22 protein-coding genes are annotated in these 24103 nt (G+C 63.6%); 4 read left to right on the forward strand and 18 right to left on the reverse strand.

The annotated features are described in order from the left end of the window. Positions 1-189: 189 nt before the first annotated feature. Genes ACIP21_RS25325 through sdhC form a run of 4 tightly spaced genes read right to left on the reverse strand, consistent with a single transcriptional unit; the run spans position 190 to position 3430 of the window. A complete protein-coding gene (locus ACIP21_RS25325; protein ID WP_172231853.1) occupies positions 190-894 on the reverse strand; it encodes a succinate dehydrogenase iron-sulfur subunit in 705 nt (234 codons plus the stop codon). A gap of 11 nt (positions 895-905) precedes the next feature. Then, positions 906-2678 (reverse strand): succinate dehydrogenase flavoprotein subunit, encoded by a 1773-nt coding sequence (gene sdhA / locus ACIP21_RS25330; protein ID WP_346643265.1) that lies wholly within the window; start codon positions 2676-2678, stop codon positions 906-908. A gap of 3 nt (positions 2679-2681) precedes the next feature. Continuing rightward, positions 2682-3050 (reverse strand): succinate dehydrogenase, hydrophobic membrane anchor protein, encoded by a 369-nt coding sequence (gene sdhD / locus ACIP21_RS25335; RefSeq protein ID WP_400693618.1) that lies wholly within the window; start codon positions 3048-3050, stop codon positions 2682-2684. Next, positions 3044-3430 carry a succinate dehydrogenase, cytochrome b556 subunit gene (gene sdhC, locus ACIP21_RS25340; RefSeq protein ID WP_400693621.1) on the reverse strand — a complete coding sequence of 129 codons (387 nt, stop codon included), beginning with the start codon at positions 3428-3430 and terminating at the stop codon, positions 3044-3046. The genes sdhD and sdhC overlap by 7 nt, the downstream gene beginning before the upstream one ends. 351 nt (positions 3431-3781) lie before the next feature. On the opposite strand from sdhC, the gene gltA reads away from it, so the two are divergent. Next, the gene (gene gltA, locus ACIP21_RS25345) at positions 3782-5071 is read left to right on the forward strand and encodes a citrate synthase (protein WP_400693624.1); all 1290 of its coding nucleotides are present in this window, start codon (positions 3782-3784) and stop codon (positions 5069-5071) included. A gap of 182 nt (positions 5072-5253) precedes the next feature. On the opposite strand, the gene ACIP21_RS25350 is transcribed toward gltA, so the two are convergent. The 9 genes from ACIP21_RS25350 to ACIP21_RS25390 all read right to left on the reverse strand — a co-directional run bounded on the left by ACIP21_RS25350 (position 5254) and on the right by ACIP21_RS25390 (position 12351). Next, positions 5254-5859, reverse strand: coding sequence for an START domain-containing protein (locus tag ACIP21_RS25350; RefSeq protein WP_400693627.1), 606 nt, complete (start codon positions 5857-5859; stop codon positions 5254-5256). Positions 5860-5892: 33 nt separating this feature from the next. Continuing rightward, positions 5893-6147 (reverse strand): YkgJ family cysteine cluster protein, encoded by a 255-nt coding sequence (locus ACIP21_RS25355; protein ID WP_400693629.1) that lies wholly within the window; start codon positions 6145-6147, stop codon positions 5893-5895. 123 nt (positions 6148-6270) lie between these two features. Next, positions 6271-6726, reverse strand: a complete 456-nt coding sequence (locus ACIP21_RS25360) for a hypothetical protein (protein WP_400693632.1) — start codon at positions 6724-6726, stop codon at positions 6271-6273. Positions 6727-6791: 65 nt separating this feature from the next. Then, positions 6792-8234, reverse strand: coding sequence for a PLP-dependent aminotransferase family protein (locus ACIP21_RS25365; RefSeq protein WP_400693633.1), 1443 nt, complete (start codon positions 8232-8234; stop codon positions 6792-6794). A gap of 269 nt (positions 8235-8503) precedes the next feature. Continuing rightward, a complete protein-coding gene (locus tag ACIP21_RS25370; protein ID WP_400693634.1) occupies positions 8504-9316 on the reverse strand; it encodes an OmpA family protein in 813 nt (270 codons plus the stop codon). Beyond that, on the reverse strand, positions 9313-9666 hold the full coding sequence (locus tag ACIP21_RS25375) for a DUF4398 domain-containing protein (RefSeq protein WP_400693637.1): 354 nt from the start codon (positions 9664-9666) through the stop codon (positions 9313-9315). Before ACIP21_RS25375 ends, ACIP21_RS25370 begins: the two co-directional genes overlap by 4 nt. A gap of 9 nt (positions 9667-9675) precedes the next feature. Further along, entirely contained in the window at positions 9676-10497 is an 822-nt protein-coding gene (locus ACIP21_RS25380; protein WP_400693640.1) for a substrate-binding periplasmic protein, read from the reverse strand. A gap of 174 nt (positions 10498-10671) precedes the next feature. Then, entirely contained in the window at positions 10672-11601 is a 930-nt protein-coding gene (locus ACIP21_RS25385) for an electron transfer flavoprotein subunit alpha/FixB family protein (protein ID WP_400693643.1), read from the reverse strand. Further along, on the reverse strand, positions 11602-12351 hold the full coding sequence (locus ACIP21_RS25390; protein ID WP_400693646.1) for an electron transfer flavoprotein subunit beta/FixA family protein: 750 nt from the start codon (positions 12349-12351) through the stop codon (positions 11602-11604). A 531-nt stretch (positions 12352-12882) separates the two neighbouring features. Here ACIP21_RS25390 and ACIP21_RS25395 point away from each other — a divergent pair. Beyond that, the gene (locus tag ACIP21_RS25395; RefSeq protein ID WP_400693649.1) at positions 12883-14565 is read left to right on the forward strand and encodes an electron transfer flavoprotein-ubiquinone oxidoreductase; all 1683 of its coding nucleotides are present in this window, start codon (positions 12883-12885) and stop codon (positions 14563-14565) included. Positions 14566-14648: 83 nt separating this feature from the next. On the opposite strand, the gene ACIP21_RS25400 is transcribed toward ACIP21_RS25395, so the two are convergent. The 5 genes from ACIP21_RS25400 to ACIP21_RS25420 form a co-directional block, all read right to left on the reverse strand. Beyond that, positions 14649-16295 (reverse strand): hypothetical protein, encoded by a 1647-nt coding sequence (locus ACIP21_RS25400; protein WP_400693652.1) that lies wholly within the window; start codon positions 16293-16295, stop codon positions 14649-14651. Between the two features lie 127 nt (positions 16296-16422). Beyond that, on the reverse strand, positions 16423-18093 hold the full coding sequence (locus tag ACIP21_RS25405; protein ID WP_400693654.1) for a hypothetical protein: 1671 nt from the start codon (positions 18091-18093) through the stop codon (positions 16423-16425). Positions 18094-18247: 154 nt separating this feature from the next. Next, a complete protein-coding gene (locus ACIP21_RS25410; RefSeq protein ID WP_400693657.1) occupies positions 18248-19570 on the reverse strand; it encodes an MFS transporter in 1323 nt (440 codons plus the stop codon). A 57-nt stretch (positions 19571-19627) separates the two neighbouring features. After that, complete coding sequence (locus tag ACIP21_RS25415; RefSeq protein ID WP_400693660.1) at positions 19628-20107, reverse strand: histidine kinase; 480 nt, start codon at positions 20105-20107, stop codon at positions 19628-19630. A gap of 172 nt (positions 20108-20279) precedes the next feature. Then, on the reverse strand, positions 20280-20756 hold the full coding sequence (locus ACIP21_RS25420; RefSeq protein ID WP_400693662.1) for a sigma-70 family RNA polymerase sigma factor: 477 nt from the start codon (positions 20754-20756) through the stop codon (positions 20280-20282). A 206-nt stretch (positions 20757-20962) separates the two neighbouring features. Here ACIP21_RS25420 and ACIP21_RS25425 point away from each other — a divergent pair, with 206 nt between their 5' ends. After that, positions 20963-22138: an efflux RND transporter periplasmic adaptor subunit gene (locus tag ACIP21_RS25425; protein WP_400693664.1), complete on the forward strand. Its 1176-nt coding sequence runs from the start codon at positions 20963-20965 to the stop codon at positions 22136-22138. Continuing rightward, positions 22139-24103, forward strand: coding sequence for a MacB family efflux pump subunit (locus ACIP21_RS25430; protein ID WP_400693666.1), 1965 nt, complete (start codon positions 22139-22141; stop codon positions 24101-24103).

A 24103-nucleotide genomic window follows, 5' to 3' on the forward strand; every position in this document is an offset into this window, starting at 1 on the left:
GTCCGAATAAAGCGACTGAACCACGCCACTTGGATCCTGCTGATTTTCCGGGTACCAGCCCGGAAAGCCCCTGCTGGTCTCATATCTTCATAGGTATCGAGCGCGGGCTTTGTGGGCCCTTGCCCAGGTTTTACCTCAGTGCGGGCTCACCACCCGCACCTCGGCTTACTGCAGTTACAACGCTTTGGATCAGGTGCCGCTTTGCAGCAGCATGTTACGTACGTGACCGATTGCCTTGGTCGGGTTCAGACCCTTCGGACAAACGTTGACGCAGTTCATGATCCCGCGGCAGCGGAACACGCTGAACGGGTCATCCAGGGACGCCAGGCGCTCCTGGGTCTTGGTGTCACGGCTGTCGGCCAGGAAGCGATAGGCCTGCAGCAGGGCGGCAGGGCCCAGGAACTTGTCCGGGTTCCACCAGAACGATGGGCAGGAGGTCGAGCAGCAGGCGCACAGGATGCACTCGTACAGACCGTCCAGCTTGTCGCGATCTTCCGGCGACTGCAGACGCTCGATGGCCGGAGCCGGGGTGTCGTTCTGCAGGAATGGCTTCACCTTCTCGTACTGCTTGTAGAAGATGCTCATGTCGACCACCAGGTCACGAATGACCGGCAGGCCTGGCAGCGGGCGCAGGATCAGCTTGTTGCCCTTGACCACGCCCGACAGCGGGGTGATGCAGGCCAGGCCGTTCTTGCCGTTCATGTTCATGCCGTCGGAACCGCAAACGCCTTCACGGCAGGAGCGACGGTACGAGAAACCTTCGTCCTTTTCCTTGATCAGCGCCAGCACATCGAGAACCATCAGGTCCTTGCCGCCGGTATCGACGTCGAACGACTCCATCTTGGGCGCCGAGTCGGTGTCCGGGTTGTAACGATAAACTTCGACTTTCAACATAGTAGCCACCCTTAGTAAGTCCGGACTTTTGGTTCGAAGGCTGGAACAGTCTTCGGCGCAAAGTTGACGCCACGCTTGGCAACGCGCTTCTCACCCGGGTAGTACAGGGTGTGGCACAGCCAGTTCTCGTCGTCACGGTCTTCGAAGTCTTCACGGGCGTGAGCGCCGCGGGACTCTTTGCGGGCTTCGGCCGCGATGGCGGTAGCTTCGGCGACTTCCAGCAGGTTCTGCAGCTCCAGCGCTTCGATACGCGCGGTGTTGAAGGCCTGGGACTTGTCGTTGATCTTGACGTTGGCGATGCGCTCGCGCAGGCCGGCCAGCTGCTCGATACCCTTCAGCATGTATTCGCCAGTACGGAATACACCGAAGTAGTTCTGCATGCAGCTCTGCAGCTCGCGCTTCAGGCTGGCAACGTCTTCACCCGTGGTACGCCCGTTGAGGTTGTTCAGGCGGCTCAGGGCAACATCGATGTCGGTGTCGCTGGCGTCGAGGTGCTCGATGCCGTCGCTCAGCGCCTTCTCCAGGTGCAGGCCGGCAGCACGGCCGAATACCACCAGGTCGAGCAGCGAGTTGCCGCCCAGACGGTTGGCACCGTGAACCGATACGCACGCCACTTCACCTACAGCGAACAGACCAGGAATGATGTGGTCCTTGCCTTCTTCGTCCATGGTGATGGCCTGGCCATGAATGTTGGTGGCAACGCCGCCCATCATGTAGTGGCAGGTCGGCACGACCGGAACCGGCGCAACGACCGGATCGACGTGGGCGAAGGTCTTGGACAGTTCGCAGATACCCGGCAGGCGGCTGTGCAGCACTTCCTCGCCCAGGTGGTCCAGCTTCAGCAGCACGTGGTCCTTGTTCGGGCCCACGCCGTTGCCGGCGATGATTTCCTTGACCATGGAACGGGCAACCACGTCGCGGCCAGCCAGGTCCTTCGCGTTCGGCGCGTAACGCTCCATGAAGCGCTCGCCGTGGGCGTTGATCAGGTAGCCACCTTCACCGCGGCAACCTTCGGTAACCAGTACACCGGCACCGGCGATACCGGTCGGGTGGAACTGCCACATCTCGATGTCCTGCACCGGCACGCCGGCACGCAGGGCCATGCCGATACCGTCACCGGTGTTGATCAGGGCGTTGGTGGTGGAGGCGTAGATACGACCGGCACCGCCAGTGGCCAGAACGGTGGCCTTGGACTTGATGTACATGGTTTCGCCGGTTTCGATGCAGATTGCGATCACACCGACGAACGCGCCCTCCTGGTTCTTCACCAGGTCAACAGCGTAGTACTCGTTGAGGAAGGTAGTACCGGCCTTCAGGTTGCCCTGGTACAGGGTGTGCAGCAGCGCGTGACCGGTACGGTCGGAAGCGGCGCAGGTACGGGCGGCCTGGCCACCTTTACCGAAGTCCTTGGACTGGCCACCGAACGGACGCTGGTAGATACGGCCGGTTTCGGTACGCGAGAACGGCAGGCCCATGTGGTCCAGCTCGAAGACCGCAGCCGGGCCTTCCTGACACATGTATTCGATAGCGTCCTGGTCACCGATGTAGTCGGAACCCTTGACGGTATCGTACATGTGCCAGCGCCAGTCGTCGTTCGGGTCGGCCGAAGCGATGGCGCAGGTGATGCCGCCCTGGGCGGATACGGTGTGCGAACGGGTCGGGAAGACCTTGGTGACCACGGCAGTCTTGTGACCGCCCTGTGCCAGCTGCAGCGCTGCGCGCATGCCGGCGCCGCCGCCACCGATGATGATGGCGTCGAAGGAAATGGTTGGAATGCTAGCCATGGATCAGATACCCCAGAGAATCTGCACACCCCAGACGAAGTAAGCGAACATCGCAACGCCGCATACCGCCTGGAACAGGAAACGAATCGCAGTCGCCGACTTGCCGAACGCCATTGGCGTCAGGTAGTCGGTGGCGATGGTCCACATGCCGACCCAGGCGTGAGCGCCCAGGGCAACGAGGGCCAGCAGACTGAAGATCCGCATCACGTTGTTGGAGAACAGACCATGCCACTGGGTGTAGTCGATGCCTGGGTGGCAGACCACGTAGCCGATCAGGAAGAGGAAGTAAGCCGCGAGAACGACCGCCGATACGCGCTGCGCCATCCAGTCATAGAGGCCCGAACGCGACAGGTTCGTGACGTTGGTTACCATACCCAAACTCCCACCAGAACGATCACCACCACGGAGATGACAATCACGATTTTCGAGCCCAGTTTGCCGCCTTCCAGCGTCTCACCGATGCCCATGTCCATGATCAGGTGGCGTACGCCTGCCACCAGGTGATACAGCAGGGCGGACAGCAGGGCCCAGGTCACAAGCTTGGCCAGCGGACTGGTCAGACACGCCTTCACCTCACCGAAGCCTTCCTCGGAACCCAGCGACTTGCCCAGTGCATAAAGCATGATGGCAAGGCCGAGGAACAGGATGACGCCGGAGATACGGTGCAGGATGGACGTGTACGCGGTGACGGGGAGCTTGATGGTCCTTAGGTCTAGGTTTACAGGTCGTTGGCTTTTCACGGCTTTTTTCACACTGAAGAGCCCCTAGCGAATCAGGGCAAAGTTGTTGGTAAGTGTACTGGTCAGGTACCCACCACCCAGGGAACGGCGACCCCCAGTAGTTCGGGCTTGCAAGCCCCAGGGAGTCGGGTGCCGAGTATAGACAGTTAGGCTGCTCATGACAACGTGACGGGGTAGCCCAAATAGCGCATTGCCTTTAATGCGCAAAAGGCGTAAACGGGCGAGAAATTCTAGAAAAATCAGGCTTCAGAGGGGCTTTCAACCAGCCTTTAGGCAAATTGACATTCGAATTTACTTCTCTATAGTGGTGCGGGCCCTGCGTGGGGGGCTGTCTGATGATTTCAAGCATTAATAGGAGGCCACATGGCTGACAAAAAAGCGCAGTTGGTCATCGAGGGCGCTGCCCCCGTCGAGCTGCCCATTTTAACCGGCACCGTTGGTCCTGATGTAATCGACGTCCGCGGGTTGGGGGCCACAGGTCACTTCACCTTCGACCCAGGTTTCATGGCGACCGCCTCGTGCGAGTCGAAGATCACCTACATCGATGGCGACAAGGGCGTGCTGCTGCACCGCGGCTACCCGATCGAACAACTCGCCGAGAAATCCGACTACCTCGAAACCTGCTACCTGCTGCTCAACGGCGAACTGCCGAATGCCGAGCAGAAGGCCCAGTTCGTCAGCACCGTGAAGAACCACACCATGGTTCACGAGCAGCTGAAGTCGTTCTTCAACGGTTTCCGCCGCGACGCTCACCCGATGGCGGTGATGTGCGGCGTGGTCGGCGCCCTGTCGGCGTTCTACCACGACTCCCTGGACATCAATAACCCGCAACACCGCGAAATTTCCGCGGTGCGCCTGGTCGCCAAGATGCCGACCCTGGCCGCGATGGTTTACAAGTATTCCATGGGCCAGCCGATGATGTACCCGCGCAACGACCTGTCGTACGCGGAGAACTTCCTGCACATGATGTTCAACACCCCGTGCGAGATCAAACCGATCAGCCCGGTGCTGGCCAAGGCGATGGACCGGATCTTCATCCTCCACGCCGACCACGAGCAGAACGCCTCCACCTCCACCGTGCGCCTGGCGGGCTCTTCGGGCGCCAACCCGTTCGCCTGTATCGCCGCCGGCATCGCCGCGCTGTGGGGCCCTGCCCACGGCGGCGCGAACGAAGCGGTGCTGACCATGCTCGATGAAATCGGCGATGTCTCGAACATCGACAAGTTCATCGCCAAGGCCAAGGACAAGAACGACCCGTTCAAGCTGATGGGCTTCGGTCACCGCGTCTACAAGAACCGCGACCCGCGCGCCACCGTGATGAAGAAGACCTGCGACGAAGTCCTGGGCGAGCTCGGCATCAAGAACGATCCGCAGCTGGAACTGGCCATGCGCCTGGAAGAGATCGCCCTGACCGATCCGTACTTCATCGAGCGCTCGCTGTACCCGAACGTCGACTTCTACTCGGGCATCATCCTCAAGGCGATCGGCATTCCGACCAGCATGTTCACCGTGATCTTCGCCCTGGCACGTACCGTGGGCTGGATCTCGCACTGGAAGGAAATGCTCTCCAGCCCGTACAAGATCGGCCGTCCGCGCCAGCTGTACACCGGCGAGCTGGCACGCGACATCGTCGAGCTGAAAGACCGCAAGTAAGCTTTTACAAGCCGAACGCAAAAAGGCTGCCCTCGGGCAGCCTTTTTCATTTGTGCCAGCCTGTACCGGCCTCTTCGCGGGTGAACCCGCTCCCACAGGGATACCACTAGACTCAAGGCTTGCGCGATCAATGTGGGAGCGGGTTTACCCGCGAAGAGGCCGGCGCAGCCAACCCATCAACCTCAGTTTTTCTCGGCCCGCTCACGCAGCCCTTTGAGGGTATTGAACGGCGCATCGACCACGAACTTGTTGGCCACCATCGCCGGCACGCTGCCGCCTGGCTCGGTGTGCACCTGATAGGTCACCTCGGTGCTGTCGCCCTTGGGCACCAGCTTCCAGAAGCCCTCGACCTTCGCCACCCGCACGAAGCCCTTCTCTTCCGGGATATAGGTCGGCTCTTCGACCAGGTTACGGGTCAGGCTGCCATCGGCGCCCTTGATGGTGGTGATGTGCAGCACCGAATCACGCGGCGTCACCGGCCATGGCGTGTTGAACTGGGTGTAGGTCCAGCTCTGGTCACCCTCATGCTTGAGCAGCTTCTGCGACTGGCACTCGTGAATCCATTTGCAAGCCCCCGCCACATCCTCCTGCAGTGCCTGCACCTTGGCCAGCGGCGCCTTGATCAGGGTCACGCCCTGATAGGCCTTGTACTTGGAGCCTGCCACTTCGCTGAGGGAAACCTTGATCCCCTCCTCGTCCTTGGCCACCTGCCAGCTCTCGGCCCAGGCACTTGGCGCCAATACCACACCCAGGCCACACAGCAGTGCAATACGCTTGATCGATCTCATCGTCTTGTTCCTTGTTGTCGAAGACCCAACCTGTCACGCCGCCGTCATCTGCTCCCACCAGCCCAGAATCCTGATTGCCTCGTCGCGATCATTGCCGCACACCTCGATATCCGCCTTGAAGCCACCACACACGGCCGGCCGCTCGGGCTTGCCGAACAGGTCGCAGAGGTTGTCGACGGTCAGGTGCAGGCAGCGCTCGCCTGCCGGCTTGCCCTCGGGCATGCGCGGCATCGCAGAGCTGATGGACGGGGCGATGCAGCAGGCACCGCAACCCTCTCGGCAATTCATGGTGATTCAGGACTCCCAGAAGCAAAACGGGACGAACGTCCCTGGATAGTAACGCCTCAAACATTCGTTTGAAATTGCCCCGCCGATGAAATCTGCCGTGACCCGGCAGTCAGTTGGCTGTGGCTAGTTGCGAAACTGGAATTCGATCGCCGCACCATCCACGTCACGGCGGGCGTCGTTGCGCAACTGCAGTTGCATTTCGTTGCTGATCAGCCGGCCGTTGAGCTGGAACGGACTGTCACTGTCCTCTGGCTTTTCGGTAAACATGGCAGGCAGCAAAGGTTTGCGTCGCAAGGTTGCATCACCAACCTCGGGCTGCAGGTTCTTGACCATGTCGGTTGGCAGGCTCAGGTCGAGCTTGGCCTTGGGCAGTGGCTGCGCCACCACCTTGCTGACCGGCTTGCGCACAGGCCTGGATTTGGATTTTGGTTTGGCAGGTTTGGCCACAGGCTTCTGTGCCGACTTGCTCTTGTCGAGCGCCTTGGCCTGGGCGGCCGGTTGCGCAGCCTGGGCCATACCCGGGGATATCCAGAGGGGCGCAAGGCAGAAAAGCAAGGCAAGGCAACGCAACAGGCTCATGGACACCAGAAAAGGCAGGCTGGAAAAGTGCGTATGCTCGCTGTTCCGCCCGCCGCTGGCAAGCCTTACAAAAGTGTGGGCTGCGATTCCCGGCACAGTTGCTGGGCCAGTAATCCGAGGGTGATCACCGCCCGCTCGGCTTCCTTGTTCCACGGAATGCCGCAATTGAGACGAATGCAGTGGTTGAACTGCTCGGTATTGCTGAAGATCAGCCCCGGCGCGATGCTGATGCCCTGCTCCAGCGCCCGCACATGCAGCTCCTGGGTATTGACCCGGCCAGGCAGGCTGACCCAGAGAATGAAACCGCCGGTCGGCCGGGTCATCTGGGTACCTTCGGGGAAGTGCTGCTGCACCGCCAACTGGTAGGCACTGAGGTTCTTGCGGTACTCCTGGCGGATGAAGCGCAGGTGGCGGTCGTAGCCGCCGTTTTCCAGGTACGCCGCCACCGCCATCTGCGTGACGCTGCAGGCCGAATGGGTGGTGAAGGTCTGCAGGCGCTGGATCTCCTCCTGGTAGCGCCCTGCCACCATCCAGCCAACCCGCACACCAGGCGACAGGGTCTTGGAAAAACTCGAACAGTAGATCACCCGATCGAGCCGGTCGTAGGCCTTCAGCGCCTTGGTCTTGCCCTGCTCGAACATCAGTTCGCCATAGATATCGTCTTCGACGATCTGGATATCGAAGTCCGAGGCCAGGCGCAGCAACTGTTTCTGCCGCTCTTCGGGGATGGTCCCGCCCAGCGGATTGCTCAGGCGCGAGGTCAGCACCAGGGCCTTGATCGACCATTGGTTGGCGGCCAGCTGCAAGGCTTCGAGACTGATGCCGGTCGACGGGTCACTGGGGATCTCGATCACCTTCAGGCCCAGCAGGTCGGCCAACTGCAGCAACCCGTAGTAGGTCGGCGATTCGGCGGCGATCAGGTCGCCAGGGCGCGTCAGCACCCGCAGCGACATCTGCAGGGCGTCGACGCATCCATGGGTGACGATCACTTCGCGCGGGTCGACCATCACGCCGGCATCGCGCATGCGGATGGCGATCTGCCGGCGCAGCGGCTCGAAACCGGGGCTGAACATGTAGCTGAAGGCGCGCGGGCTATGAAAGCGGGTGACCTTGGCGATCTGCTGATGCAGGGCACGCACCGGCAGGTAGCCGACATGAGGCACGGCGGCGCCGAACGGGAACACCCCGTCGCGACGGGCCTCGGTCAGCACCTGCTGGATGATGCTCGCCCGGGTGACCAGCCCGGGGCGCTCGACCCGGGCGATGTCCGGGGTCTGCGCCGTCAAGGCCGGCGTCTGGTGCACGTAGTAGCCGGACTGTGGCCGGGCGCGGATCAGGCCCTGGTCCTCGAGGTTGGCATAGGCCTGCAAGACCGTGGCATGGCTGACGTTGAGCTGGGCGCTCATCTTGCGCACGGACGGTACGCGCTCGCCCGGCTGGTAGACGCCACGACGGATGTCATCGGCCAGTTGCTGGGCGATACGCTGGTACAACAGCAGGTTGGTCATGGCGGTATCTCGACGCGCGGGCGGGCTCGTTGTTCTTGTGCGACACACTGACGGTAGAGCATACCGTAACAGTTGCAAAGTGTACTGGGACAGATGGCAGGTTAGTCAACTATACAGTTGTGTGACACCTGTCTAAACGATTAACCCTCCAGGACCGCCTTGCGGTCCATTCGCGGGCAAGCCCGCTCCCACAGTCCGAGGCTTGCACGAAACCTGTGGGAGCGGGCTTGCCCGCGAACGGGCCGCAAAGCGGCCCCTTTTCAGGATATTCAGCGCGCAGGCGCGAGCTTGCCCTTGTCGTCGGAAAAGACGATCTCGACCCGACGGTTCTGCGCCCTGCCCCGCTCCGAGGCATTGACCTCGATCGGGTACTGGTCACCATACCCCTCGACCTGCAGGCGCCTTTCGTCGACCCCCAGGTCGACCAGCATGTCGGCCACCGACTGGGCGCGGCCGCGGGACAGCTTGAGGTTGTCCTCCGGCGCGCCGGTGCTGTCGGTGTAACCCTCGATGCGCACGATGCGCCGTGGATTGAGCTGAAGGAACTGGACCAGCTTGAGCACGGTGCGGCTGGCCGAACTTTTCAGGTCGGCACTGCCGGTATCGAACAGCACATCGCTCAGGGTCATCACCAGGCCACGGTCGGCCTGCTGCGATGCCAGCGCGGCAATCTGGCTCTCCAGCCACTTGCCCTGCTGCTGCACACTGGCAAGCTTCGCCTCGCGCAAGGCCAACTGCAGGCGCTGCCGCTCCAGGTCGAGCTTGGCCTGGCGCTCCTGGTTCAGCGCCAATTTGGCGTGCTCACGGGCGATCTCGCTGTAGCGCTGGCTCAGGTAGGCGTAATGGCGCACGTCGCTGCCAGTGCCGATGTAGCCGGACAGGCGCTCGGCACGGGACAGCGACTCACCAGCACGAATCACGTCGCGCGGCGCGCTGCGCAGCACATCGGCGTCGTCCTTGACCTTCTGGAACGCGGCGCTGGCGTCATCCAGCGCTGCCGAGCTGCGCTGGCTGGCGCACCCTTGCAGGCCGCCGGCCAAGGCCAGCAGCACGAACACGGCAACGGGCTTGAGGCGCATCATGGCTGCACCTCCAGCTGCTTGTGCAGGCGCTTGATCCGCGACTGCAACAATTGCAGCTGCTCTTCGCTCTTCTGGTTCAGCACCTGCGCCTCGGCCAGCCGCGCATCCAGCTCGGCCTGCTCGGCACGCATGCGTGCATCCCGGTAGTCCTCGGTCAGCATGTTGCTTCTGGCCCGGGCGAACTTGTCTTCGGCCAGCTTCAACGTCTCGACCTGGTCGTTGGCGCCGACGGCCTTGGCCTGCTCCAGCGCCTGCTCGGTGATACGCATCTGCTCATTGGGCGCCGGGTCGTTGGCGCAGCCAGCCAGGCCGAGCATGGCCACGGCTAGGATCAGTGATTGGGTTCTCACGCACTCTTCCTACTGTTTGGGGGCGCCTGCCTGCGGTTGCATCTGCGCTTTCCAGCGCTCGACGTTACGTTGCAGCACGGCTTCAGACGCACCGGAGATCGGCAATTCTGTCAGCTTTTTTGCCAGTTGCCCACGCAACCAGGCGTCATTGCATGCCGAGTTGTGCGAAACAGCCAGGTACAGGCCCGGTCGATCCACCGGCAGGCCACGGGCGATCAGGTCGTTGCTCATGCCCAGGCTCTGGGCCATGGCCATGCCCGAGTAGCGCCCGGCCAGCACATAGTCGACCTGGCCCAGCACCAGCTTCTGGAACGCCTGGGTCAGGTTTTGCGCGGGCACCAGCTTCAACTGCTGCCTGGCGAAGGCAGTGAAGGCCGGGGTCAGGCGAGCCTTTTCGGACAGGCTGCCCTGGTACCTGGCGAGGTCCGCCGGGCCGTCGAATTCCAGGGTCGCGTCGTGGCGTGTCCACACCAGGTATTCGTTGAGCTGCAAGGCTGGGTGGATGTAGTCCAGCGCGGTCAGCTGTTCGACCTGCATGGGCGTGTCGAGCAGCAGGTCCATGCGCCCACTGCGCACTTCCTCCAGTGCCTGCTCGCGGCGACCGGCACTGAGCACTTCCACCTTCACGCCCAGCTCGCTGGCCACCTGGCGCAGCAGGTCGACGTTGGCGCCGATCAGGTGCGCGGGGTCTTTCGGGTCCTGCCAGGAATACGGCGGGGCATCCGGGCTACCGGTCGCCACCAGGCGCTCGCACTTGCCGGCGGCGATCGTTATCGACGGCAGCAACACCATCATGTATGCCAGCACCCTGCCCGCGTTGCGCACCACCATCCTTCACTCCTTGGTAGCGCCACTTTGTGGCGCATCGCGAGCAAGGCTCGCTCCTACGGACCTCGACCCGTAGGGGCGAGCCTTGCTCGCGATGCGCCGCAATGCGGCGCCCATTCAAAAAAAAACCCGACCCCCTCACAAGGGCCGGGTTTCTTTATAAGTGAAGCCGCTGGATCAGACCAGCTTTTCCAGCTCCGGAACCGCTTCGAACAGGTCGGCTACCAGGCCGTAGTCGGCGACCTGGAAGATCGGCGCTTCTTCGTCCTTGTTGATCGCAACGATCACCTTGGAATCCTTCATGCCAGCCAGGTGCTGGATCGCGCCGGAGATACCGACGGCGATGTACAGCTGTGGCGCAACGATCTTGCCGGTCTGGCCGACCTGCATGTCGTTCGGCACGAAGCCTGCGTCGACCGCGGCGCGCGAGGCGCCGACGGCGGCGCCGAGCTTGTCGGCCAGGCTGTACAGGTGCTTGAAGTTGTCACCGTTGCCCATGCCACGGCCGCCGGAGACGACGATCTTGGCAGCGGTCAGCTCAGGGCGGTCGGACTTGGCCAGCTCTTCGCCGACGAAGGCCGAGATACCGGCGTTGTGCGCGGCACCGATGGCTTCGACCGCAGCCGAACCGCCTTCGGCGGCCACGGCGTCGAAGGCGGTGGTACGCACGGTGATGACCTTGACCGCAGCGCTCGATTGCACGGTGGCAATGGCATTACCGGCGTAGATCGGGCGCTTGAAGGTGTCGGCCGATTCCACCGAGATGATCTCGGAGATCTGGTCGACGTCCAGCAGCGCGGCAACCCGCGGCAGGATGTTCTTGCCGTTGGTGGTGGCCGGGGCCAGCACGTGGCTGTAGCCGCCTGCCAGCTCGACGATCAGCGGCGCGACGTTTTCCGGCAGGACGTGGGCATAGGCGGCGTTATCGGCGACCAGCACCTTGGCCACGCCAGCGATCTTCGCGGCGGATTCGGCGACGCCACCAACGTTCTGGCCTGCGACCAGCACGTGCACATCACCACCAATCTTGGCGGCAGCGGCGACAGTGTTCAGGGTGGCCGGGGCTACGGCACCATTCTCGTGTTCAGCGACAACCAGGATAGTCATTTAGATTACCTTCGCTTCGTTCTTCAGCTTCTCGACCAGTTCGGCCACCGATTTGACCTTGACGCCAGCGCTTCGGGCAGCCGGGGCTTCGACCTTCAGGGTCTTGTTGGTGGAGGCGAGGGACACGCCCAGCGCGTCTGGAGTCACGGTCTCCAGCGGCTTCTTCTTGGCCTTCATGATGTTCGGCAGCGACGCGTAGCGTGGCTCGTTCAGGCGCAGGTCGGTGGTGACGATGGCTGGCAGGTTCAGCGCAACGGTCTGCAGGCCGCCATCGATTTCACGGGTGACGTTCAGCTTGTCGCCTGCCACTTCCACCTTGGAGGCGAAGGTGCCCTGGGCGAAGCCGGTCAGCGCGGCCAGCATCTGGCCGGTCTGGTTGTTGTCACTGTCGATGGCCTGCTTGCCGAGGATCACCAGCTGCGGCTGCTCCTTGTCGACAACGGCTTTCAGCGCCTTGGCCACGGCCAGGGAATTCAGCTCATCGGCGGCTTCGACCAGGATGGCGCGGTCGGCACCCAGGGCCAGGGCGGTACGCAGTTGCTCCTGAGCAGTGGTCGGGCCGACGGAAACCACGACGATCTCGCTCGCCACGCCTTTTTCCTTCAGGCGCACGGCTTCTTCGACGGCGATTTCGCAGAAGGGGTTCATGGACATCTTGACGTTTGCAAGGTCGACGCCGGAGTTGTCCGCCTTGACGCGAACCTTGACGTTGTAGTCGACCACTCGTTTGACAGCTACAAGAACCTTCATGGATTCCTCGTTACTCTCCGGTGAATAGATAGTCGCCTGGGGCAGAGCCCGGCGATGCGCGTGGGTACAAGGGCACCTCTAAAAACGTACCGGGAGGGGGCAACTTCAGGGTGACCGAACAGTCCTTTTCAGACCGTTGCGGCAATTACCCACGGGTCATTTCCTGTCGTGGTGTGTAAACTCCACTACAAACCGACCAAAAGCCGCAAAACCCTGCTCCACACCTGGTCTTTAGAGGTGTACCTGTGCCCGCCTGCAAGCCTACGGCGAACGTAAAACCGCTCGTATCTTGACCGTAACACCCAATCCGGTCAATACGGCAAATCGGTCACCCTCCAGCCGCGCTCCTGTGATTTTACGGGGCTTTGGCAAATTCAAACAAACGTTTGTATTGGACCCGCCAAGTGGTGTAGATATAATGCGCGCCAAGACAAAACGGTGTAGTCCGTCCATTGCGTAGCTACAGTTTCGCGCCAGTGAAGCGCCGCTGCACGCAAGCACCCATAAGACCAAGCAACAGCACGAGCCTTGATGAGTAGGAGAGAACCTGTGGAACGCGAATACATGGAATTCGACGTGGTCATCGTCGGCGCAGGCCCCGCGGGCCTGTCCGCCGCCTGCCGCCTGAAGCAGAAGGCCGCCGAAACCGGTAGCGAGATCAGCGTCTGCGTGGTCGAAAAAGGCTCCGAAGTCGGCGCCCACATCCTCTCCGGCGCGGTATTCGAACCGCGTGCCCTGAACGAACTGTTCCCCGACTGGAAGGAACTCGGCGCGCCGCTGAACACCGAAGTGAAGCGCGACGACATCTACGTGCTCAAGGATGCCGGCAGTTCGACCAAGGTGCCTGACCTGTTCGTGCCCAAGACCATGCACAACCACGGCAACTACATCATCTCCCTGGGCAACCTGTGCCGCTGGCTGGCCCAGCAGGCCGAGAACCTGGGCGTGGAAATCTACCCAGGCTTCGCCGCCCAGGAAGCGCTGTTCGACGAGAACGGCGTGGTCCGCGGCATCGTCACCGGCGACCTCGGCGTCGACCGTGAAGGCAACCCCAAGGACGGCCTGTACACCCCGGGCATGGAGCTGCGCGCCAAGTACACCCTGTTCGCCGAAGGCTGCCGTGGCCACATCGGCAAGCAACTGATCAAGCGCTTCGACCTCGACAACGAAGCCGACGTCCAGCACTACGGCATCGGCCTCAAGGAAATCTGGGAAATCGACCCGGCCAAGCATGAGCAGGGCCTGGTGGTGCACACCGCCGGCTGGCCGCTGGACGTCATGGCCAAGGACAACACCGGTGGTTCGTTCCTCTATCACCTGGAAAACAACCAGGTAGTGGTCGGCCTGATCGTCGACCTGTCCTACGCCAACCCGTACCTGTCGCCGTTCGACGAGTTCCAGCGGCTCAAGCACCACCCGGTGATGAGCAAGTACCTCGAGGGCGGCAAGCGCATCAGCTATGGCGCCCGCGCCATCTGCAAAGGTGGCCTGAACTCGCTGCCGAAGATGGTCTTCAATGGCGGCGCGCTGATCGGCTGCGACCTCGGCACCCTGAACTTCTCGAAGATCAAGGGCAGCCACACCGCGATGAAGTCCGGCATGCTTGCCGCCGAAGCCGTGGCCGACGCACTGGCCGCCGGCCGCGAGGGTGGCGACCTGCTCGACGGTTACGTGAGTGCCTTCAAGGCCAGCTGGCTGTATGAAGAGCTGTTCGCCAGCCGCAACTTCGGCCCTGCCCTGCACAAGTTCGGCCCACTGCTTGGCGGTGCGTTCAACTATGTCGACCAGAACTGGTTCGGCGGCAAGCTGCCGTTCACCCTGCACGACACCAAGCCGGACTACGCCTGCCTCAAGCTGGCCGCCGACGCGAAGAAGATCGACTACCCGAAACCGGACGGCAAGCTCAGCTTCGACAAGCTCAGTTCGGTATTCCTCTCCAGCACCAACCACGAAGAGGAACAGCCCTGCCACCTGAAGCTGACCGACCCGAACGTGCCGATCGCCAGCAACCTGCCGCTGTACGACGAGCCGGCCCAGCGCTACTGCCCGGCGGGCGTGTACGAAGTGGTCAGCCAGGAAGACGGCAGCAAGCGCTTCCAGATCAACGCGCAGAACTGCGTGCACTGCAAGACCTGCGACATCAAGGACCCGGCGCAGAACATCACCTGGGTCACCCCTGAAGGTGCCGGCGGGCCGAACTACCCCAACATGTAAGCCAGCCCAGGCGCCGAACAAAAAGCCACGAAAAGACCCCAGCGCGCAAGCCTGGGGTTTTTTCGTGGCGGGTCGCCGGGCGGCTACGCTCGGCTGTGGGTCTGCGTGTCGCGGGTATCGAAGCCCAGCTGCGCAAGCCGCTCCAGCACGTGCCCCAGGCACGCCCCGCCATCTGGCTTGTAGTGGCCGGAGGCATCGTTGATCATGCCCAGCAGATCGCTGATGGCCAGGTGCGAGCTGGACTCGCCGATGCTCAGCTCGCCCGCGCACACCACCGGCTTGCCCGCCCCCAACTGGCTGTGACGGATGTACTGATCGCGGGAAGTGGCCTTGTCCCAGTGCTTCACGATGATGCTGCCCTGGGGTGTGTACACCCAGGTGTAGGCGTCATCCTTGGTATTGGGCTTGAGGTAGACCACGCTTTTTTCCTTGAGGTCGTATGCCAGGACATGACCAGCCGAAACCCCGATCAGCTGGCACACGCCATCGATGGACGAAGGGTCGTAACTACGCCAGTAACGCCAGTCTGCCAGCATCGGCAGCCAGTCCACCGGATAGGTGAGCCCGGCGTAATCCAGCGGCGACTGATCCTGTTCGTGCCGCCAGTCCAGCCAGTTCACCCTGCCGCTCCAGTTGGCTTTCTCGGCAGGCTTCAACCAGCCGCTTGCAGAGCCCAATACACGGTTGCTGATCTGGTCGTTGACCCGCAGGTCCAGCGAACTCATGCGCCACTGCGCGCCTGTGCCGCCCATGCTCACCTGGTACAGTTCGATGCTGTCCAGGTCGTCGGCGAACACCGAGCGCCCCGGCATAAGGTGGGCCAGGTCGACCGGGACGCGCAACAATGTGCCGCGCTCGAACCCCTCGGCCAGCAGCTGGCGCCTGGCACCGCCGTTGATGGAGAAGTAGATCTTGTCGCTGGTCCCTGCCCAATAGTCCTCGGCAACCTGCAGGCGTACTTCCAGCTTGTCGACCAGCAGGCCCTCGGCCTTGCGTCGGCGCCCCTGGCCAGGCCACATGACCTGCCATCGAGTCTCGAGCCGCGCTTTGTCCAAGGCCTGCAACAAGACCTCACTGGTGGCATCGTCAGCCACCAGCCCCCGTGCGCCATCGCCATACATCAGCCGCCCTTCGGGTGAGAGGTGCCACCTCCCGGTATCACGGCCGGACGGCAATGGCCGGATTCCCAGCCCCAGCACCTGACGCGTGGCGACGTGGGTCAGCCGCCCGTTGCTGAACAACCATTGCGCGGCCAGGCTATCGGGCACTGCCGCGAGGTAGGCCCTGCCGTCTTCCGCCGCCAGCATGTCGTGACCATCACTCAGGAAAAACGGCATGCCCGTGGGCAGCCCCTCGATTTCAGCGTCTCGACGGTCCCTGCCCGTCAGCCCCTGAAGTTGCAGATGGGAGATCTCGGCCGTGCGGCCACTGGCATCATGAAGCTCCAGGGCAATGCCGTTGGGCAACTCCCTGATAGCACTGACATGGCGGAAATCCACCAGTTGCTGCCCACCCGTGACATGCTCGCCATCGCCATACACCACCAGCCAGGCATGCTGGTGGTGCACGCGGTCATCGAACACGTAGGCACGGCTATCGCCCCAGCAGATCACCGGCGTCAGCAGCTGCACTGTGCCTTGTACCGCTTTGCTTGCGCCGGCGAACAGCAAGTCGGGGGGAATCTGCGGCAATGTTTCGCGTGCATGCCATTGCACGTTGAATCCATACATGATGCTTGCCTCTTCTGGCGTGACTGCGACCCTTGGCACGCTACCCACGCCCACAACCGCAGGCTGTCGGCCAGATCGCACAACACGGCCAGAAGCCGGCCCGACGCCAGTCGGACCAGGCCCGGTTTCATTGCATCGCGGGAATCTCGGACACCGGATCCCTGGAATAGACATGCGCCCTGGTGCCCTCGAAACCCAATTGGCCCAGCCGTTCGAGGACATGCACCAGGCAGGCACCTCGATCGGGCCGGTAGCCCCTGGCATCGTCGACGTTGGTCATGCACAGCACGTCCTGCACCACCAGATCGGACGCCACTCGCCTGATCCTCATTTCGCCGGCGCACACGACCGAACCGCCTGCCGCCAGTCGGCAGTGCTTGAAGAACGGATCGCGCGGCACGGCCTCGCCCCAATGCTTGACGATGAAGCTGCCGTGAGGGGAATACGCCCACGTATAGACGTCATTTCCCGTATTGGCCGGAAGATGGACTGGCGTTTCATGAACCAGGTCATAGGCGAGAATCCTGCCCTGGGATGCACCGATCAGCTGGCATGCTCCGTCGAGGGTTTCAGGGGCAGCGGAGCGCCAGGACAACCAGCTCGCCGGGAGCGCCTTGCAGTGTTCGGCCAAGGCATAACCGGCGTGGTCCAGCGGCGAGTCACCCTGCTTGTGGCGCCAGTTCAACCAGTTCACCTTGCCGCTCCAGCACTGCAACTTGCCCGGCAGCAACCAAGGGCTGGCAACTTCCAGTACGCCATTGCTCATGGCATCGTTGACCTCCAGCCTCAGCGAGCAGAAGCGCCAGGCCGGACCTTCGTCTTTCTCCCTCAGGTAAAACAGCTCGATGCTGTGCAGATCGTCCGTGAAGATCGAATGGCCCGAGAACATGTTGGCCAGGCCCACGGTCACCCGCAGCGAAGCGCCACTCCTGATCTGCCTCGTCAACAGCTGACGCGCCTTGCTGCCATTGATCGAAAAATGCACCTTTCCGGCAACCTCCGGCCACTGGCCCTTGGCAACCTCCAGGCAGATATCCAGCTTCCGGACCAGCAAGCCTTCAGCCTTGCTTCGGGATACGTGAGGGATCCAGTTGATCGACCATGGCGCATCGGCAGACGACGCATCCGCGGCGTCCCGCAGGCCCACCTGGCCACCGTCGGGATCGACGACCAGTACGTGCGCACCTTCGCCATAACTCAGCACGCCCTGGGATGAAAGGTGCCATCGAGGGACCTGTGCACTCGCTGGCAACACCCGAGCCCCAAGGCCAAGGACCTGACGGGTAGAGGAATGCACCAACCCCCCTCGTTCGAACAGCCATCTGCCGTCGCCGGCATCAGGATCCACCGCCATGTGCACGCCATTCCCATCAGCCACCAGCATCCGCTTTCCATTGCTCAGGTAGAACGGAATGCCAAGGGGCAAGCCTTCGAACCCGTGCCCGGGCAGCTGGCTACCCGACAGATATTCAAGCAGCGCAAACTGGATTTCGATCGTGAGGCCAGCGGCATCTGTCAATTCCAGCGATACGCTGGAAAAGATGCGGATATCGCTGATACCCCGAAAACCACTGAGCGACGAGCCACCGCTGACATGCTCGCCATCGCCGAAGACAACCAACCAGGCTCGCTGCCGATCCACTTGATCGTCGAAAACGTATGCCCTTCTTTCCCCCCAGACGATCACAGGTGTCTTCGTTTCCTGCCCAGCCCCTTGGGGTAGCCCGGCAAACAACAACCCCGGGGGGATCTTCGGCACCTGTTCGCGTGACTGCCATGTCACGGTGAAATCATACATACAGCTTGCTTCCTTTATGGTGGGTCCGGGGTTCCGTATTCAGAACCCCAGACAAACTATCCACCCATGAAGCAGCAAGCTGTCGGCCTCATCGCGCATCCCTGCATGAAGCCTGAACCACGCCAGGTACGAATCAGCAACCCAAGCAGGCCGCTCACTTGTCCGCGCACAACACCGGCGAAATCGGCTCGGCCGCCAACGGCGCGCGGCGCCCGAAGTACATCGCCGTCAGCGCCCCGACGGCGCCCATGACCAGGCAGAAACCGACACACACCCACGGGCTCCACGGCATCAGCGCAATCAGCGCCAGCGGCGTGGTGCTGGCCCACAGCGCATAGGCGACGTTGTAGGTGAAGGAAATCCCCGACACGCGAATCTCGGCCGGGAACAGCCCGACCATCACCGACGGCACCACGCCCACCACCCCGCACGCCAGTCCGGCCAGGGCATAGGCCAGCCAGGTCATGCCCCACTGCCCTACCAGGCTGGTGTACAGCGCGCCGATACCCAGCGGCAGCAGCAGGCTGTAGATCATCAGCGCGCGCCAGGCGCCCAGGCGGTCGACCAGCAGCCCGGCCAGCACGCAACCGATATTGAGGAAGACGATACCCACGCTGCTCAGGGCGAAGGTATGCCCGGCACTCATGCCGAAGCGCTGCTGCATCACCGTCGGGGTGATCACCACCAGCACCACCACCGCCGAGGTCAGCACGCAGGTCAGCAGCGCGGCCGGGATCAACGCGCCACGGTGGGCGTCGAGCACCTGGCGCAGGGGGAACTTCACCGGCTGAGCCTGGCGCTGGCGCAAGGCCAGGAACACCGGCGTCTCGCTGAGCCAGCGGCGCAGCCACACGCCGATCACGCCGAACACGCCGCCAAGCAGGAACGGGTAGCGCCAGGCGTAATCGAGGATTTCCTGCGGCGTGAACAGCTGCGCCAGCAAGGTCGCGGTCAGCGCACCGAGCAGGTAGCCGAAGGTCAGCCCCGCCTGCAGGAAGCCCAGGGCATAGCCGCGGCGCCCGGGTGGCGCGTGCTCGGCGACGAAGGTCCAGGCGCTCGGTACTTCCCCTCCCACCGCCGCGCCCTGGAGGATGCGCAGCCCCAGCAGGATCAGAGGCGCCGCATAGCCAATGTCGGCATAGGTCGGCATCACCCCGATCAGCAGGCACGGCAGGGCCATCATCAGGATGCTCAGGCTGAACACCCGCTTGCGCCCCAGGTGGTCGGCGAAATGGGCCATCAGGATGCCGCCCAGCGGCCGCGCCAGGTAGCCGGTGACGAAGATCCCGAAGCTTTGCAGCAGGCGCAGCCACTCGGGCATCTGCGGCGGGAAGAACAACTGGCTGAGGGTCAGGGCGAAGAACACGAAGATGATGAAATCGTAGATTTCCAGCGCGCCGCCCAGTGCCGCCAGGCCCAGGGTCCGGTGGTCGCCGCGGCTGAACCGGGGCGGGCGAGCGGTATCGATGGCAGTCATGGCAGGGTCCGCAGATCGGCAAAGGGCAAGAGAATAGCAAATGCCCGCCGCCCGCCCCTAACGGCTGAACACCGTGTGGCCGAAGTTCCTGTGCTTGCGCGTATGGGCCGGGTTGCCCGAAAGCCCGCCAGGCAACGTCAGGGTGCCGATCAACAGCGGGCTGTCGATCATCGTCATGAAAGTCTGCAACGCCTCGTTGTCCGGCACCCGCGGCAGGCTCACGCTCACCGCCTGGCGCTCGCCTGCCGGCACACTGGGCACCTTCAGGTGCTGGGAGTGGTACAGCAGGGCATGCTGGATCTGCGAGCTGACCCGGCAGAAACGCGCCAGGTCGACGCCGGCGTGGCTGGCCAGTTCGATATTGCCCAGCAACAGGCTGAACGGCTGCAGCGCGCTCTGCACCAGGCGCTGCAGCTCTTCGAAGCTTTCCACCGGAGCGATCCGGTAATAACCCAGGCCATTGAGCAGCCTTTCCAGCTGCAGGCGCTGGTAAGGGTGCTCGTCGGCGATCAGGATGCGCAGGGTCTTGTTGGTCATGTTCTGGCCTGGGCAGTGGTGAAGATAAGGGGCACGTTCCCTGACCATACTGCGCCAGCAACAGGCATCCGCCAGGGCTGCGCCTGGAGGGGTCTTTCTAGATAGTTGTCGGGAACCACCGAGAAATCAAGTGGCCAGTACCCAGAATTTTCACACGCCCTTGACGCAGCGTTCAGGAATCCCATTGGCGCATGCGCAGCCGACAGTGCTTCATGGCGTTGACGATGTGCTTTTCCACCAGGCTGCGGGAGATGCCCAGCCGCTCGGCGATCTGCGGATGCGACAAGCCTTCGAGCTTGCGCAGCAGGAAGCTGTCGCGGCACGGCTGGCTCAGTTCGGCCAGGGCCTTGCGCATCAGCGCCAGGCGCTGGTCGAGCTGCAGGTCCTGGTGCAATTCGCTGCTGTGGAAGCGCCCGTCGGCATCCAGCACCTCCAAGGGTTCGGCCTGGCGCACCAGGTGGCGACGGTGGCGGTCGACCACCAGGTTGAGCGCGGTGCGGTACAGGAAGGCCCGTGGATGCTCGATCTGCTCCGACGCGGTACGCTCCAGGACGCGCAGGTAGGCATCGTGGGCCACGTCTTCAGCCGCCTGGCGATTACCCAGGCGTGCGCAGAGGAAGCTCACCAATTCGCGATAGTAATGTTCCACGAAGGCACCTGAGGCGTCCTGACAGGCCGGGACAGTGTCTGAATGATATCGGCGTGCGATCTTACAAATTATAATGATTCTCAGCAACTCTCCCCTGCCCCCGCCATCTGCCGCTAAATCCGATCGCCCAGCCTTCGTCTAACGGGGACTTCCGTGCGTAGCCCCAAGGAACCGCGCACGGCCACCCTCCCTGGCTGGAAGCCCGCATGAGACGCCTACCCGTTACCCGCCGCCTCCTCCTCGGCAGCCTCGGCCTGCTGGCCCTGGGCAGCCTGCTGGCCTGGAAGACCCTGCCCCTGGGCAGCGCGCCGGTCAGCACTGTCGCGGTCAGCCGCAGCGACATCGAAAGCAGTGTCACCGCACTCGGTACCTTGCAACCGCGCCGCTACGTGGATGTCGGCGCCCAGGCCTCCGGGCAGATCCGCACCCTGCACGTGGAAGCAGGCGATGTGGTAAGCAAGGGCCAGTTGCTGGTGGAAATCGATCCCTCGACCCAGCAGGCCCGGCTCGATGCCGGGCGCTACTCCATCGACAACCTCAAGGCCCAGCTGGCCGAGCAGCGCGCGCAATACCAGCTGGCCCAACAGCAACTCAAGCGCCAGCGCGACCTGGCCGCCGCCGGCGCCACCCGCGAGGAAGACCTACAAGCCGCCGACGCCCAGCTCAAGGTTACCCAGGCCCGCATCGACATGTACCAGGCGCAGATCCGCCAGGCCCAGGCCAGCCTGCGCAGCGACGAGGCGGAGCTTGGCTACACGCGCATCTACGCGCCAATGGACGGCACCGTGGTGGCCGTCGATGCCCGCGAAGGCCAGACCCTCAACGCCCAGCAGCAGACACCGCTGATCCTGCGCATCGCCAAGCTCTCGCCGATGACCGTCTGGGCCCAGGTATCGGAAGCCGACATCGGCAAGGTCAAGCCTGGCATGAACGCCTACTTCACCACCCTGGCCGGCGGCAAGCGCCGCTGGCAGAGCACCGTGCGGCAGATCCTGCCGATCCCGCCCAAGCCGCTGGAGCAGACCAGCCGCGGCGGCGGCGGCCCGGCCAGTGCCACCGCCGGCACCAGCGGCAGCCAGGTGGTGCAGTACACCGTGCTGCTCGACGTCGACAACCCCGACGGCGCGCTGATGGCCGACATGACCACCCAGGTGTTCTTCGTCGCAGGCGCCGCCAGCCAGGTGCTCAGTGTGCCGTTGGCGGCCCTGGACGATGGCGCCAGCGACGACCTGCGCCTGGCCCAGGTGCTCGGTGCCGACGGCAAGGTCGAACAACGGCAGGTACGCATCGGCCTCAGCGACCGCCTGCGCGCGCAGATCCTCGACGGCCTGCACGAAGGCGAGCGTCTGGTCATCGGCGCGCCCCTGGCCAGCGGAGGTTGAATGTCCATCCCCCTGATCGAACTGCGCGACATCCGCAAGAGCTACGGCGGCATAGACAGCCCCAGGGTCGACGTCCTGCGCGGCATCAGCCTGCGCATCCACCCCGGTGAATTCATCGCCATCGTCGGTGCCTCCGGTTCAGGCAAGTCGACCCTGATGAACATCCTCGGCTGCCTCGACCGCCCCAGCACCGGCCAGTACCTGTTCGCCGGCAAGGACGTGGCCGAGCTGGGCAGCGACGAACTGGCCTGGCTGCGCCGCGAGGCGTTCGGCTTCGTGTTCCAGGGCTATCACCTGATCCCCTCGGGCTCGGCCCAGGAAAACGTCGAGATGCCGGCGATCTATGCCGGCACCCCGGCCGGCGAGCGCCACCGCCGCGCCGCCGCCCTGCTCGAACGCCTGGGCCTGGCCAGCCGTACCGGCAACCGCCCGCACCAGCTGTCCGGCGGCCAGCAACAGCGGGTGTCGATCGCCCGGGCGCTGATGAACGGCGGCCACATCATTCTAGCCGACGAACCCACCGGCGCCCTCGACAGCCACAGCGGCACCGAGGTCATGGCCCTGCTCGACGAGCTGGCCAACCTCGGCCACGTGATCATCCTCATCACCCACGACCGCGCCGTGGCCGCCCGCGCGCGGCGGGTGGTGGAAATCCGCGACGGCGAGATGATCAGCGACTCCGCCAGCGAGCAACTGCCCACCGCCGTCGACCAGGGCCTGCAGGCCAGCGAGCTGCGCCAGCGCCTGGACCAGGGCGCGACGCAACGCGGCGCCTGGAAAGGCGAGCTGCTCGAAGCCCTGCAAGCGGCCTGGCGGGTGATGTGGATCAACCGCTTCCGCACCGCCCTGACCCTGCTCGGCATCGTCATCGGCGTGGCCTCGGTGGTGGTCATGCTGGCCGTCGGCGAAGGCAGCAAGCGCCAGGTGATGGCGCAGATGGCGGCCTTCGGCTCGAACATCCTCTACCTCAACGGCCGCCACGCGACCTTGCGCGAGCCTGGCGGCATCGTCAGCCTGGACGATGTCGAGGCCATCGCCGAACTGCCCCAGGTCAAGCGGGTGATGCCGGTGATCGGCGCCAACCTGATGGTCCGCCATGGCAACAACAACCAGACCTTCTACGTCGGCGGCAACAACGTCGAGTTCCCCCACATTCTCAACTGGCCGGTGGTCGAGGGCAGCTTCTTCAGTGACTCCGAGGCCCGCAGCGGCGCCGCCGTCGCGGTGATCGGGCAGAAGGTCCGGGAAAAGCTCCTGGCCCCCGGCAGCGATGCCATCGGCCAGTACCTGCTGATCGGCAACGTGCCGTTCCAGGTGGTCGGCATCCTCGCCGCCAAGGGCGCAAGCTCCGGCGACCAGAAGAGCGACGAGCGCATCGTCGTTCCCTACGCCGCCGCTTCCACCCGCCTGTTCGCCAGCCATGATCCGGAGTACGTGATCATCGCCGCCGCCGACTCGGCCCAGGTCGCCGCCACCGAAGCGGCCATCGATCGCTTGCTGCGCAAGCGTCACCAGGGCCGCAAGGATTTCGAGCTGACCAATGACGCCGCGCTGATCCAGGCCGAGGCGCGCACCCAGAACAGCCTGTCACTGATGCTCGGGGCAATCGCCGCGATCTCGCTGCTGGTGGGCGGCATCGGGGTGATGAACATCATGCTCATGACCGTGCGCGAACGCACCCGCGAAATCGGTATTCGCATGGCCACCGGCGCCCGCCAGCGCGACATCCTGCGCCAGTTCCTCAGCGAGGCGGTGATGCTGTCGATGGTCGGCGGCATCACCGGAATCGCCCTGGCCTTGCTGATCGGCGGCGCCCTGCTGCTGGCCGACATCGCCGTCGCCTTCGCCCTGCCCGCGATCCTCGGCGCCTTCAGCTGTGCCGTCGCCACCGGCGTCGTGTTCGGCTTCATGCCGGCACGCAAGGCCGCCCGACTCGACCCGGTCAAAGCCCTTACCAGCGAATAA

The organism is Pseudomonas sp. NPDC089401, assembly GCF_044749485.1.
Classification (GTDB): Bacteria; Pseudomonadota; Gammaproteobacteria; order Pseudomonadales; family Pseudomonadaceae; genus Aquipseudomonas.